Origin of the sequence: Mesorhizobium sp. L-8-10 (assembly GCF_016756635.1) — a bacterium.
In the GTDB taxonomy this organism is placed as follows: Bacteria; Pseudomonadota; Alphaproteobacteria; order Rhizobiales; family Rhizobiaceae.
This window is the reverse complement of record NZ_AP023263.1, coordinates 5,586,325-5,599,758: the sequence shown is the minus strand read 5'-3', so window position 1 is coordinate 5,599,758 and position 13,434 is coordinate 5,586,325. Positions and strand designations below refer to the sequence as shown.

11 protein-coding genes and 1 pseudogene are annotated in these 13,434 nt (G+C 63.6%); 8 read left to right on the top strand and 4 right to left on the bottom strand.

Features of this window, described 5'->3' with window-relative positions; translation table 11 throughout:
• The first annotated feature begins 2 nt into the window (after positions 1 to 2).
• The 5 genes and pseudogenes from JN280_RS26235 to JN280_RS26215 form a co-directional block, all read left to right on the top strand.
• A complete protein-coding gene (locus JN280_RS26235) occupies positions 3 to 1,499 on the top strand; it encodes a sugar ABC transporter ATP-binding protein (RefSeq protein ID WP_202306674.1) in 1,497 nt (498 codons plus the stop codon).
• Between the two features lie 93 nt (positions 1,500 to 1,592).
• The gene (locus JN280_RS26230) at positions 1,593 to 2,519 is read left to right on the top strand and encodes an ABC transporter ATP-binding protein (protein ID WP_202306672.1); all 927 of its coding nucleotides are present in this window, start codon (positions 1,593 to 1,595) and stop codon (positions 2,517 to 2,519) included.
• On the top strand, positions 2,516 to 3,283 hold the full coding sequence (locus JN280_RS26225) for an ABC transporter permease (RefSeq protein WP_202306671.1): 768 nt from the start codon (positions 2,516 to 2,518) through the stop codon (positions 3,281 to 3,283). The genes JN280_RS26230 and JN280_RS26225 overlap by 4 nt, the downstream gene beginning before the upstream one ends.
• Positions 3,284 to 3,440: 157 nt before the next feature.
• The gene (locus JN280_RS26220; RefSeq protein ID WP_202306670.1) at positions 3,441 to 4,424 is read left to right on the top strand and encodes a zinc-dependent alcohol dehydrogenase family protein; all 984 of its coding nucleotides are present in this window, start codon (positions 3,441 to 3,443) and stop codon (positions 4,422 to 4,424) included.
• Between the two features lie 119 nt (positions 4,425 to 4,543).
• A pseudogene (locus JN280_RS26215) lies at positions 4,544 to 4,735 on the top strand (hypothetical protein); the annotation flags it as partial.
• 31 nt (positions 4,736 to 4,766) lie between these two features.
• On the opposite strand, the gene JN280_RS26210 reads toward JN280_RS26215, so the two are convergent.
• Both JN280_RS26210 and trxC read right to left on the bottom strand, forming a co-directional pair.
• A complete protein-coding gene (locus JN280_RS26210; RefSeq protein WP_202306668.1) occupies positions 4,767 to 5,153 on the bottom strand; it encodes a hypothetical protein in 387 nt (128 codons plus the stop codon).
• A gap of 60 nt (positions 5,154 to 5,213) precedes the next feature.
• Positions 5,214 to 5,669 carry a thioredoxin TrxC gene (gene trxC / locus JN280_RS26205; RefSeq protein ID WP_202306667.1) on the bottom strand — a complete coding sequence of 152 codons (456 nt, stop codon included), beginning with the start codon at positions 5,667 to 5,669 and terminating at the stop codon, positions 5,214 to 5,216.
• A 308-nt stretch (positions 5,670 to 5,977) separates the two neighbouring features.
• Here trxC and JN280_RS26200 point away from each other — a divergent pair, with 308 nt between their 5' ends.
• A complete protein-coding gene (locus JN280_RS26200) occupies positions 5,978 to 8,665 on the top strand; it encodes a bifunctional acetate--CoA ligase family protein/GNAT family N-acetyltransferase (protein ID WP_202306666.1) in 2,688 nt (895 codons plus the stop codon).
• Between the two features lie 120 nt (positions 8,666 to 8,785).
• Here JN280_RS26200 and JN280_RS26195 read toward each other — a convergent pair whose 3' ends face one another.
• Positions 8,786 to 10,333, bottom strand: coding sequence for a bifunctional aminoglycoside phosphotransferase/ATP-binding protein (locus tag JN280_RS26195; RefSeq protein WP_202306665.1), 1,548 nt, complete (start codon positions 10,331 to 10,333; stop codon positions 8,786 to 8,788).
• A gap of 269 nt (positions 10,334 to 10,602) precedes the next feature.
• Between JN280_RS26195 and JN280_RS26190 the strand changes: the two genes are divergently transcribed.
• Complete coding sequence (locus JN280_RS26190; RefSeq protein WP_202306664.1) at positions 10,603 to 11,436, top strand: universal stress protein; 834 nt, start codon at positions 10,603 to 10,605, stop codon at positions 11,434 to 11,436.
• A 39-nt stretch (positions 11,437 to 11,475) separates the two neighbouring features.
• Here the strand turns inward: JN280_RS26190 and JN280_RS26185 are convergent, their stop codons facing one another.
• Positions 11,476 to 11,880, bottom strand: a complete 405-nt coding sequence (locus tag JN280_RS26185) for a hypothetical protein (protein ID WP_202306663.1) — start codon at positions 11,878 to 11,880, stop codon at positions 11,476 to 11,478.
• 29 nt (positions 11,881 to 11,909) lie between these two features.
• Between JN280_RS26185 and JN280_RS26180 the strand changes: the two genes are divergently transcribed.
• The gene (locus JN280_RS26180; protein ID WP_202315048.1) at positions 11,910 to 13,229 is read left to right on the top strand and encodes a mechanosensitive ion channel family protein; all 1,320 of its coding nucleotides are present in this window, start codon (positions 11,910 to 11,912) and stop codon (positions 13,227 to 13,229) included.
• Positions 13,230 to 13,434: the final 205 nt, after the last annotated feature.

Below are 13,434 nucleotides of genomic sequence, written 5' to 3'. Positions count from 1 at the left end.
CCATGCAGCCGCTCATCGAAATGAGGAAGGTCACCAAGGAATATCGCGGCGTGCCTGCTGTGACCGACGTCGATTTCGCGCTCGCCAAGGGTGAGGTGCATGCCCTGCTCGGCGAGAACGGGGCCGGCAAGTCGACGCTGACCAAGATGATGTGCGGGGTGGCGCAGCTCACCTCAGGCGAGATGCTGCTCGACGGCAGGCCGGTGAATTTCTCCACGCCTGCCGAGGCACTCGACAGCGGGGTCGCGATGGTCTTCCAAGAGACCAGCCTGGTGCCGTCGATGACGGTGGCCCAGAACCTCTATCTCGGCGACGAGAACCTGTTCAACCGTATACGCGGCCTCAACATCGCCGCGCAGACCTTCCTCCAGTCGCTGAATTTCAACGTCAATCCGACCGCCGTCGTGTCGAGCCTGGGTGCTGCCCACAAGCAGATGGTCGAGATCGCCCGCGCCGTGCGCAAGAATGTGCGCGTCATCATCTTCGACGAACCCACCGCCTCGCTGACGCCGGAGGAGAAGCATCATTTCTTCGCGCTGGTCGAGCGGCTGAAACGTCGCGGCGTCTCGATCGTCTTCATCTCGCATGCCATCGAGGAGGCGCTGCAGATCGCCGACCGCATCACCATTCTGCGCGACGGCGAACTGGTGGCGAGCGATGCCAAGACCGCCTTCGACCGCGACAAGATCATCCGCGCCATGGTCGGCCGAACGCTCTCGAGCGCATTGTACCGCAAGCACTCCGGCGGCGGGGCGAGATCAACGGGCGAAAAGGTGCTGAGCGTCCAGAACCTTTCGATGGGCAACATCGTCCGCAACACCTCCTTTTCCGTCTATTCCGGCCAGGTCACGGGCATGTTCGGATTGATCGGCTCCGGCCGCACAGAAACGGCCAAGATCGTCGCGGGCGTCGCCAAGCGGAACTTCTTCAACGGCGGAGAAGTTCGCCTGAGGGACCGGTCCGTCCGCTATCGCGTGCCGCGCCAGGCAATGCGGGACGGCATCGTTTATGTCACGGAAGACCGCAAGACCGAGGGCTTCTTCGAAACCATGTCGATCGCGGAGAACCTCTTCATGGGCAAACTGGCCGCCGGCCTGGAGGAAAAGACCGTGCTCAGCATGTCCGAAATGCGCGCGCTTGCGACGGAATGGACCAAGGCGCTCAACATCAGGGCGATCGACCACAATGCGCGTGTCATCGAATTGTCGGGCGGCAATCAGCAGAAGGTGGTGATATCGAAATCATTGGTCCAGAAGCCCGGGATGATCATCTTCGACGAGCCGACCCGGGGCGTCGATGTCGGCGCCATCGCCGAGATCCACCAGTTGATCAACCAACTGGCGGATGACGGTCTCGCGATCGTCGTCATCTCCTCCTATCTGCCCGAGATCCTCAACATCTCCGACCGCATCCTGGTCTGCCGCTCGGGCCGCGTCGTCGAGGAGTTTTCGCCCGAAGAGGCGACCGAGGAGAAGATCATGTACGCGGCGGTGCATTAGGACAATTTGCGTGGCATCGACTGACGGCTGACGGCAGGAAGGGTGCGATAGCCATATTGGCTTTTTGCCGCAGCCAACCTATGTCAGCCTCCGATGCGCCCGATCCTGTCGATAATGAATCTCTCCAAGACCTATGCCGGCGGCCTCCAGGCGCTGAAGAAGGTCGATCTGGAAATCCGCAAGGGCGAGATCTTCGCCCTGCTCGGCCCGAACGGCGCCGGCAAGACAACACTGATCGGCATAGTCTGCGGCATTGTCACCGCTTCCGAGGGGACAGTCGTCGCGGACGGGCACGACATCGCCCGTGACTATCGTGCCGCGCGCTCCAAGATTGGGCTCGTCCCGCAGGAACTGACCACGGACGCCTTCGAAACGGTGTGGGCGACAGTGCGCTTCAGCCGTGGCCTGTTCGGCAAGCCTGCCGATCCGAAGCATCTCGAAAAAGTTCTCCGCGCGCTCTCACTGTGGGAAAAGCGCAACGAGAAGATCATGACGCTGTCGGGCGGCATGAAGCGGCGCGTCATGATCGCCAAGGCCCTGTCGCACGAGCCCGAGATCCTGTTCCTTGACGAACCGACCGCGGGTGTCGATGTCGAGCTGCGCCGCGACATGTGGGCACTCGTGCGTGAACTGCGCGACGGCGGCGTGACCATCATCCTGACCACGCACTATATCGAGGAAGCCGAGGAGATGGCCGACCGCATCGGCGTCATCAACAAGGGCGAACTGATCCTGGTCGAGGACAAGCAGGCGCTGATCGCCAAACTCGGTAAGCGTCAGCTTACGTTGAGCCTGCAGGAGCCGCTCGATGCCATCCCCCCAGAACTTTCCGAATGGCCGCTGGCCCTCAATGCGGAAGGCGGGGAGCTCGAATATACGTTCGATGCCCACGAGGAAGACAACGGCATTCCCGATCTGCTGCGCAAGCTGGAGAAGCTCGGCATCGGTTTCAAGGATCTCGCGACGCATCAAAGCTCGCTCGAGGATATTTTCGTCAGTCTGGTAGCGAGGCGCGCATGATCTTCAACCCTCGCGGCGTCTGGGCGATCTACCGCTTCGAGATGGCGCGCGCGCTGCGCACGCTGCTGCAGAGCCTGGTGACGCCCGTCATCACCACGTCGCTTTATTTCGTGGTCTTCGGCACCGCCATCGGCTCGCACATACAGGCCGTAGAGGGCGTGCCCTACGGCGCCTTCATCGTGCCGGGGCTGATCATGATGTCGCTGTTCACGCTGAGCATCTCGAACGCTTCCTTCGGCATCTATTTCCCCAAATTCGTCGGCACGATCTACGAGATCCTGTCGGCGCCGATTTCGCATATGGAAATCGTTCTGGCCTATGTCGGAGCCGCCGCCACCAAGTCGATCGTGCTCGGTCTCATCATCCTGGCGACAGCCTCGTTCTTCGTTCCGATCGAGATTCGGCATCCGTTCTGGATGATCCTGTTCCTCGTTCTGACGGCGACCACCTTCAGCCTGTTCGGCTTCATCATCGGCATATGGGCGAAGGGCTTCGAACAGTTGCAGTTCATACCGATGCTGGTCGTCACGCCGCTCGCATTCCTGGGCGGCGCCTTCTACTCGATCGATATGCTGCCGGCTGCCTGGCGGACGGTGTCGCTGTTCAACCCGGTCGTCTATCTGATCAGCGGCTTCCGCTGGAGCTTCTTCGGAACGGCCGACGTCGCGGTGGAGGTGAGCCTCGCCGCGACCTTCGGCTTCCTGCTCGTCTGCCTGGCCGTCACGATCTGGATATTCCGGACCGGATACCGCTTGAAGAACTGAGAGGCGTGCATGGGCGCGGTCGGCAGACCGGTCTTGAGCCGGCCGGTTGGGCAGAGCTGAGGATTCGCGATCACCTGCCGAATCTGATCGCCAGTGTAGCAACCGCTGGTACCGCTTTTCTGTTATCATCCGGGGCGCACGAGGTCCTGATGATGCCATGAAGGCAATGACGCTGGAAGAAGCAGGGCGACCGCTCAAATCCGTGGAGCGGCCCGATCCGTTGCCCGGCCCGGGTGAAATCCGGCTGCGGGTCGAAGCCTGCGCCGTCTGCCGGACCGATCTTCATGTGGTCGACGGAGATCTGCCGAACCCGAAACTTCCGCTGGTTCCCGGACATGAGATCGTCGGCATCGTGGACTCGATCGGCGCCGGCGCCGATCCTTCGCGGCTGGGGCGGCGCGTCGGCGTGCCCTGGCTTGGCCATACATGCGGGGCATGTGCCTATTGCGTGGCCGGCGCGGAGAACCTCTGCGACGATCCGCTGTTCACCGGATATACGCGCGACGGCGGCTTCGCCACGCACGTCGTGGCCGACGCCTCCTATGCCTTCGACCTCGATCCGGATGCGGATCCCGTCGCGCTCGCCCCGCTGCTCTGCGCGGGTCTGATCGGCTGGCGTTCGCTCAAAAAGGCAGGCGAGGGCCGGCGGATAGGGCTGTTCGGCTTCGGCGCGGCGGCCCATATCGTGGCCCAGCTCTGTGTCGCGCAGGGACGCGAGGTTAACGCGTTCACCCGCCCAGGGGATCTGCAGGCCCAGGATTTCGCCCGGTCTTTGGGGGCCGTTTGGGCCGGCGGCTCGGACAGGACGCCCGATGTGATGCTCGATGCGGCGATCATCTTCGCACCCGTCGGCGAACTCGTGCCGGGAGCTTTGCGCCTTGTACGCAAAGGCGGCCGTGTGGTCTGCGGCGGCATCCATATGAGCGACATTCCTTCGATGCCCTATCGTTTGCTCTGGGAGGAACGCGAACTCGTCTCGGTTGCCAATCTGACCCGGCGCGACGCAGTCGAGTTCTTTCCCGCGGCAAGTCGGGCCGGCGTGCGCACCCACACGGTCGTCTACCCGCTGGAGCGGGCAAATGAGGCGCTCGGCGACCTTCGCGCGGGTAGGTTGACCGGAGCCGCGGTCCTGGTTCCTTGAGAATCGCAACCGTCAGGCATTCGAGCGGGCTGGCGGAGGCTTCAGGCTCAGCGCGCAGCGGAAAGTCCAGATGGGAGGATCACACGATGACCGTGAAGATCAAACGACGGACGGAAGGGCGGGCGGAAGATCGGGAAACCCTCGACGAACAGCTCGCCGAGGGACTGAGGGATACGTTCCCTGCCAGCGACCCGGTGTCGGTGGTTTCCACGCTGATAGCCGGGGGAGGCAAGAAGCTGACCGGCACCGACGAGATCCTGCGGCGGCGCCGAAAAGAGGCGGCGCGTCGGGGCGGCGGGCGCAGGAAATGACCGGTCGGAATGAAGGGCGGGCTTGGTGCCGTCAGGGTTTCTCCACCCGTGCGACCTGGTAGGTGTGCATCGCGCCGTTGCTGCCGATGGACACATATTCCCCCGTCACGAAGCGTTCCTCTCCCAGGCGGAAGCCGACCTCGTCGTCGCGCTCGCCTTCGACATAGTCGAAATACCATTGCCCGCCCGGCTTGCGCCGAAGTCGACCGATACGGTCGTCCTGCCCGGCCTTGAAGTGTCTGACACGGCACAGCGCCTGCTTCGCCTTCCATTCGGCCGCATCGAGCCGACCCTCCTCGTCGAGCGGAACGAGAAGGTCGTAGCCCTGTTCATGCTCGCCCGTCGGGTGGTCCCTCTCGCGGGCGAGCAGCAGGCGCACATGGCGGAACCGGGGCGTGAGATCTTGCAGCGTTGTCATGGAATCCTTCCTTTCTTCGGCTTGCTTAGGTCGCCCGAGCCTCGCGTGCTTTGATCCTGGTCAAGCGTCAGCCGGATGGAGGGGGATGCGTTCGCGCACCCAGCGTACGATCTGACCGGCACTCATCGCCCCGGATGCTCGTCCTATCTCCTTTGATCCGTGAAAGAGGATCATTGTCGGGATGCCGCGAATGCCGAGCTTCGCGGCGACCGTCTGCTCGGCGTCCGAGTTGAGCTTGATGAGGCGAACGCGCGGCTCGAGTTCCCGGGCGGCCGCTTCGTAGGCCGGTGCCATAACCTGGCAAGGGCCGCACCAGGGGGCCCAGACATCGACCAGGACCGGCAGTGTGCTTCGAGCGATCTGCCGTTCGAAGGTCGCGCCGTCGACATCATCCGGATGACCGGAAAACAGATGCTTGCGGCACTTGCCGCATCTCGCCTCTTCGGCTCTGCGGAACGTCGGCAACCGGTTCACGCTGCCGCAGTTGCTGCAGACCGCAAGCTCTGACGTGGTCATGGACGGCTCCTTTCGAAACGGTCATGTAGCGGAATCGACAATCCAGCACGGACGCCGGTCGGACAATCCGGTTCCATCGGCACAATAGCGTATGGAGGACCCTGCGAGTTGATCTGTCGCAAAGATGAGGCTCAATTGAGATTAGACCAAAGGTCGATGATATCGACCGCTGGAGCGCGCGACCGCGTGGCCCATTGGAGCGAAAGCCAGGCGGTCCGGAGGGGCCGCGCTGGCGATTGAGGCGCTTGGATGCGTCAGCATCCACGCCTTGGCATGAGAGATGTGTTCAAAGCCGGAGGGCAGTGGATATGACTGTTCGGAATCTCGAATTTGCGGCGCATCCCGGATCGGTCGCGGTCTATGGTGCTTCGACCCGCGAAGGGTCCGTCGGCGCGACCGTCATGCGCAACATCGTCGAGGGCGGCTTCGAGGGCGAGATCTGGCCGGTCAATCCCAAATATCGCGAGGTCGCGGGCAGGCGATGCTACGCCCGGACCTCGGCTCTTCCGTATGCTCCCGATCTGGGCGTCATCGTCACCCCGCCCGAAACGGTCCCCGGCATCGTGCGGGAACTGGGCGAGAAGGGTACCAGGGCGGCCGTTGTCATCACCGCCGGCCTGACCGCGGGCAACGGCCTGCGTCAGGCGATGCTCGATGCAGCAAAGCCTTATCTCTTTCGCATCATCGGCCCCAACACACTTGGGCTGATGATCCCGCCGGTCAAGCTCAATGCCGGCTTCGGTCACATGCCGGCGCAGCCGGGCGGCTTGGCCCTCCTCTCCCAGTCCGGGGCGATCGTCACGTCGCTGGTCGACTGGGCGGCCGAGAACAATGTCGGCTTCTCTCAGATCGTCTCGCTCGGCGACATGGCCGACGTCGATGTCGGGGACTATCTCGACTTGCTGGCGCGAGACGGGAAGACGCGGGCGATCCTGCTTTATCTCGAAACGATTCCCAATCCGCGCAAATTCATGTCAGCGGCCCGCGCCGCCGCGCGGCTGAAACCCGTGATTGCGATCAAGTCCGGCAGGCACGAGCAGGCAGCCAAGGCCGCCGCCACCCATACCGGCGCACTCTCCGGCGCCGACCGTGTCGTCGATGCGGCTCTTGCGCGAGCGGGCATATTGCGGGTTCACGGACTGGGCGAATTGTTCGACGCCGCAGAGACGACGGCGCTGTTCCGGCCCCTCCAGAGATCCCGGGTTGCAATTGTGACCAACGGCGGCGGGGCAGGCGTTCTGGCCGTGGATCAGCTAATCGATTGCAAGGGGGAACTCGCGGAGCTTGCGCCCGCCACCATCGAGCGCCTGGACGTTTCCTTGCCGCCGACCTGGTCGCGTGCGAACCCCATCGACATCATCGGAGACGCGACGCCTGAGCGCTATCGTGCGGCCGTCGAAGCCGCCGCCGCCGATCCAGGGACGGATGCCTTGCTCGTCATGAACTGCCCGACGGGCCTTGCTTCCCCGACGGAAGCAGCGGCGGCCGTCGCGACCCTGACGAAGAACGGAATGATCGGCGGCAAGCCGGTGCTGACCTGCTGGCTCGGCGGGCGGACGGCCCGCCAGGGACGACAGATCCTGCAGGATGCCGGCGTGCCGAGCTACGAGACACCGGACTATGCCGCGACCGCCGTTTCCTATCTCACCGATTGGGCACGCGCGCAGACGGCGCTGATGCGCGTGCCGTCGAGCCGCAGCGAGGATGTCGCCTGTGATCGCGAAGCGGTGCTGGCAATCTTCCGTCAGGCGGCAAAAGAGGGTCGGCGCATGCTGACCGAGCCCGAGGCCAAGGCGGCGATAGCGGCCTATTCGATCCCGGTTCCGGAGACGATTGTGGCGCGGTCGCCGGCAGAGGCGGGCAGGGCGGCGGCCCGACTGCTCGAACGAAACCGAAAGGTCGTGGTCAAGCTTCTGTCCAAGGCGATCTCGCACAAATCCGATGTCGGCGGCGTGGTGCTCGATATCGAGACCGCGGCGACGGCGGAAGAGGCAGCCGGGCTAATCCGCAGCCGGGTCGCCAGCCATGCGCCCGATGCCGACATGGAGGGCTATGCAATCCAGCCGATGATCGCGCGAAAGCATGCGCAGGAACTGATCCTCGGCATGAGCCGCGACCCGATCTTCGGCCCGGTCATCCTGTTTGGAGCGGGCGGAGTCGCCGTCGAGGTGATGGACGACACGGCAATCGCTCTGCCGCCGCTCGACGACGTGCTGGCCGGAGATCTTATATCGCGGACGCGCATCGGGCGGCTTCTCGCCGGGTTCCGGGATCGCAAGCCCGCCAACATGGGGGCAATCGCCACCGCGCTCAACGGCCTGTCGCAGATAATCGTGGACTTCCCTTGTATCGTGGGCATGGACATCAATCCGCTGCTGGCCGACGTCGATGGGGTGATCGCGCTCGACGCCCGCGTCGAGATCGATCCCGGCGCGGTCGAGACGCCGGGTCCCAATCCCGGACTTGCCATCCGTCCCTATCCGGCCGGCTGGGAACAGGAGCATTCGGCCAAAGGTGTCCGCTATCTCATCCGGCCGATCAAGCCGGCCGATTTCGCGCTCTATCCGGATTTCTTCGCAAAGGTCTCGCCGGAGGATATCAGGCTGCGCTTCCTCGGCGCGCGCAAGCAATTTCCGGACGACATGCTGAAACGGCTCACTCAACTCGACTACGATCGCGAAATGGCTTTCGTCGCACTCGAAGCCGACAGCGGCGCTGCCGCCGGAATCGGGCGCCTGGCCTGCGACCCCGATCACGAGGTGGCCGAATATGCCTTGCTGGTGCGCAGCGACCTGCAGGGACAAGGGCTCGGCTGGGCCCTCCTGAAGAGGCTCATCGACTATGCCCGCGCCGACGGGATAAGCCGCATCGAAGGCATCATATTGAGCGAGAACGAAAAGATGCTCGGCATGGCGCGCGAGCTTGGTTTTGTCGTGCGGCATCATGCTGACGAAGGAGGCGTGTCGCTCGCCACGCTCGACCTTCCCGGGAATTAAGCCGGGCCCGGTCCCTGTCCGGGATCGGGCGGCAGCATTTTCGCGGGAGCGAAGTTCGACGAAACCGGATGGAGCGGCGGCGTCGCTCGAGGGCGGGTGGCTGCTGATGTCGGGTCCAGATCAGGCCATTGCGCGGCGGGCATGGATGGTCGGACCCGCGCCGGCGCGCAGGATCTCATCGGCAACCTCCTGCGGCGTCGCGCTCGCATCCACGCGATGCCAATCGATCGCGCCGGACGTCCGGTCGAGTTGCCGCGAAAGGATGTCGATGGTCGCGTCGGACGGGCCGCCCTGTCTTTCGCTGACCCGGCGCCACAACAATGCGGGCTCCGCTTCCAGCCAGATTCCGACGAACGGCAGTTCGAGCCGGCCCGCGGCATCGCCGATAAGGTGGCGGTTCTTCTCCTTCTCGAAAGTTGCATCGGCGATGACGCAGCCGCCTTCTGCAAGTATCAGTTCGGCGCGCCATGCCATCTGCCGGTAGACGGTTTCCGATACTTCCGGCCGATAAGCCTTGTCCGGGAGCCTGGTCTCCGCCGAAACCCCGTGTATGGCCTTGCGGATCCTGTCGCTCTCCACGATGCGGGCTCCGGGGGGCGCGCCGACCGAGGGGGCGAGCGCCTCGGCCACTGTGGTCTTGCCCGACCCGCTCAATCCACCGATTGCGATCAGTCTGGCTGGTGTCACTTCGAGCAGGGACATCGCAAGATCGAAATAGGTCCTCGCGTCCGCGACGAGCCTATCCCTTTGAGCCCCGCCCTGTTCGGCCTGTGTCGCCGTCACATGGGCCCGGACAGCAGCGCGGACGGCCATGAAGAACGGCAGCAGCGCAAAACCGTCGTCATCGTCCGATTCGTCCAGATACCGGTTCATGACCAGGTTGGCGAAGTGCCGATGGCTGCCGTGCCAAAGGTCCATCAGCAGGAAGGCGAGGTCGTAAAGCGTGTCGACGGTGGCGATCTGATCGTTGAAGTCGATACAATCGAACAGCCTGGGCTCTCCGTCGAGCAGGCAGATGTTCCTGAGATGAAGGTCACCGTGGCAGCGCCGCACCTTACCGGCCGCTTCGCGACGGTCGAGAAGTTCGCAATGGCGCATCAAACGGTTGCGGAAAGCGGCGTTGAATCCAGCCACCTCGGCGTCGTCGAACACTTTGCTTCCGGCGAAAGCGGCCTCGTTGATGTCGAGAACCCCTGCGATGTTGTCGGCGCCGCCGCCCGAATGGATGACAGGCGCCGTCCGATGGAAGTGGACGATCGTCCGTGCCAGGCCGGTCATCAGAGAGGGCGTCAGCTTGCCGGCTGCCGCCATTCTGTCGAACAGGCATTCCTGATCGAAACGGGTCATCTCGACCACCGCATCGATGAGTTCGCCGCCACCGTCGAACGTGATCGCGCCGTCCGCTTCCCGCGTGATACGCCGTACGCCGAGATATAGGCCGGGTGCCGTCTTCGAGTTGAGTTCGACCTCCTTTTGGCAGAAAGCCAGCCGAAGCGAGGCCGTCGAGAAATCCGCATAGGGCAGGCGGACGGCGCGTTTCATCTTGAACGCGCGCTGGCCTGCCAGGAAAATCCGCGAAATATGCGTCTCTATCTGTTCGACCGGCTCGCCCGGCAAACCTGCTTCCATAAGGAACGCAGTGGCGTCGTTCTGGTTGTCGATGATCATGGCCCAGCCTTCCGATCCATTTCCCGTGCCTCTGGTGTTGAACGCCGGAAAGGCGAGGCCGGTTGCGAGATTGAACAGCAACCTTGCGGCGACTGTTCGGGCACGGCGTTCCACCGCATGAGCCTATGTCACGGTCGGCTTCGCGCCTTGATCCGGATCAATGGCGCGCTGCGCTGGCCAACAGTTGACCTGGGTCAAGATACCATCCCGACCTGCGTGTTAGACGAGCGGCTGAAGACGGGTTTCTTCGCGTCTAAAGGAGCAGCTTCATGGCTTACAGAACTATTCTGAACGTTGCCCGCCTCGATAGCGGCGATCGTGATCTCGATCATGCCATCGCATTGTGCGAGCCGATAGAGGCGCATCTGTCGGTTCTGGTTCTGGGGGTCGCGTCGCCGCCGCCGATGGGTGATGCGGCCATGGGCGCGGAGGTCTGGGCGCAGGAACGCCAGACCGAACTGAAGCGGTTGCAGGAGAGGGTGGCTTCGATCACGAAGTTCCTCGCCGGCAGCGCGCTGTCGGCCGATGTGGCGAGCGACTATCCTGACCTTGCGGCAGTCGACGACGTGGTCGGACGGCGGGCCCGCTACACCGATCTGGTGGTTGTCGGACCGGATCTGCTGGACTCCGAGGTCTTGCGGCCCAAGGTTGTCGAGGGCACGCTGTTCGCATCGGGACGACCGGTCCTGCTCCTGCCCGAGAATTCGCGCCCGACATTGCGCCCCAAGCGGGTGCTGGTGGCCTGGGACTCCAGCCTGGAGGCGGCGCGTGCCGTGCGTGAGGCGCTCGACATGCTCGTAGCGGCGGACGACGTCCGGCTGGTCCTGGTCGATCCGGTGGCCGGCGAGACCGGCCAGGGCGCGGAGCCCGGCGCGGATGCCGCGGCCTACCTGGCGCGCCACGGGGTGAAAGTCGCCGTCGACAGGCTGCCGAGCTCCGGCCAGTCCGTCGCCGCCGTACTTGCTCGCCACGCCGCCGACATGGACGCGGAACTCATGGTCATGGGTGGTTACGGTCATTCGCGGCTGCGCGAGCGCGTTTTCGGCGGTGTCACCCGATCGATGCTGGCAGAACCGCCATTGCCCATCCTCATGGCCCGCTGAGTGCCGGAACGCGGCCGGCAAAGCCGGCCGCCGACCATATCAGGCGATCTTCAGCTCTTCTGTGCCGCCAGATGCACTCCCAATCCGACGAGGACGGTACAGTCGGTGTGCTGCATCGTCCGCTGGGCGTTCGACCGAAGAAGGCGTGCCGGCAGGATGTGGGCGGCGTGACCGGCAGAGTGTGCCCTGCATGTTGCTGCGGCAGGAGGCGCCGATCGGCTTGGGTGCCATCTGGATCGGCGGGACGGTGAGGAAGAGGATCGACAGGTCGGTCGCCGCCTCGACCAGATGCACATGGCAACCGAGGTGCACGCAGGGCGTGGCCGTCTCTCCCTCGAGCAGGTGGTTGTCCCTGGGATGAAGGTGGCCATGGCAGCGCCGCACCTGCCGGCGGCTTTGCGTGCTGCGCCGAACGATCCGCCGGGGACGAAGCTTGCCGTCCACAGTCTCTGCCCCATAACGGTTGTGTGGAACTGGATTTACGCAACGCCGTCGATGAATCGCTGGTCTGGGCCCGCGGATGGCTCGATTATGCCGCCACACCTTGGCTCCTCTATCAATTCGTCGTCGTCGTCTTGTTGTTCCTGGCGGCCAAGCTTCTGGCGCGTCGCGTCGAGCCGATCCTCGAGGACGGCGCACGCCGGATCAAAGGGCATCCCGGACTGCTGAGGGTCGTCATTGCGCTGTTGCGGCGCACGGACTGGATCCTTTTCACGGTCTTCCTGCTCGCTGTTCTCACCTTCTTGCGCAGCGTCACTTGGCCAAGCCGGACTTATTTCATCTCCATAGCGTTCTCCCTGTCCGTTGCCTGGTTGTTCGTGTCGGTGCTGTCGCGCATCATCCACAATCGGCTTGTTGCACGCACCCTCGGCTGGCTAGCCTGGATTTTTGCCGCCCTTGTCATTCTGGGCATCGATGACGAAGCATCGGTTTTCCTGGACAGTCTTGCACTTCCCCTGGGCAATTTTCGCCTTTCGGCGCTCACTTTGGTAAAGGCCGCGCTTCTGCTTGTCGCGACCGTCTGGCTTGCGGTCATCGTCGGCAACTATGTCGACGAGCGCGTCCGGAGCTCCGAAGAGCTGACACCCTCGATCCGCGTTCTCATCGGCAAGGTCGCCAAGATCGGCCTTGTGCTGGTCGCCGGTACGGTCGCACTTTCCTCCGTCGGGATCGACCTGACGGCGCTGACTGTATTTTCCGGCGCCGTGGGTGTCGGCCTCGGCTTCGGATTGCAAAAGGTCGTCTCGAACTTCATCTCCGGCGTCATCATCCTCATGGACAAGTCGATCAAGCCGGGTGACACAATCTCGCTTGAAGACACATTCGGCTGGATACGCGAATTGCGGGCGAGGTTTGTCTCGGTGGTGACGCGAGACGGCCGCGAATACCTGATCCCGAACGAGGATTTTATCACCCAGCGGGTGATCAACTGGTCGTTCAGCGACAATCTCGTGCGGCTCGACGTGCATTTCGGGGTCTCTTACGAGGCTGATCCCCACAAGGTCAGCCAACTGGCGGTAGAAGCGGCGATCAGCGTCTCGCGGGTGGAGGCCGACCGGCGACCGGTCTGCTGGCTTACGGGCTTCGGCGAATCCTCGCTGGATTTCGTCCTGCGGTTCTGGATTCACGATCCTCAGCAAGGCCTGACCAATGTGCGCGGCAAAGTGTTGATCGCCCTGTGGGACACATTCAAGGAGCACGGAATAGGAATACCATATCCACACCGCGAGCTGATCTTGAAGCAAGCCTCCGGCGGATCGACGGCGAGACTGAATTTGCGGAATCGCCGCTGAGGGACAGGCCAAGGCTCAACAGACGGAATGCAGACGGCGCACCGTCAGTTCGTCGGTTTTCATTTCCACCTCGCCACCTCGCGAGTCGGCCGATGGATCTCATATGAAACCGCCACGGAGCGGCGAACGCAGAATGTCCGGCAGGGGTTTGCCATCCCGGGAACGCGCCTGCAGCCAGTTATGCCGGTGCCGATCGGCAGGCGTG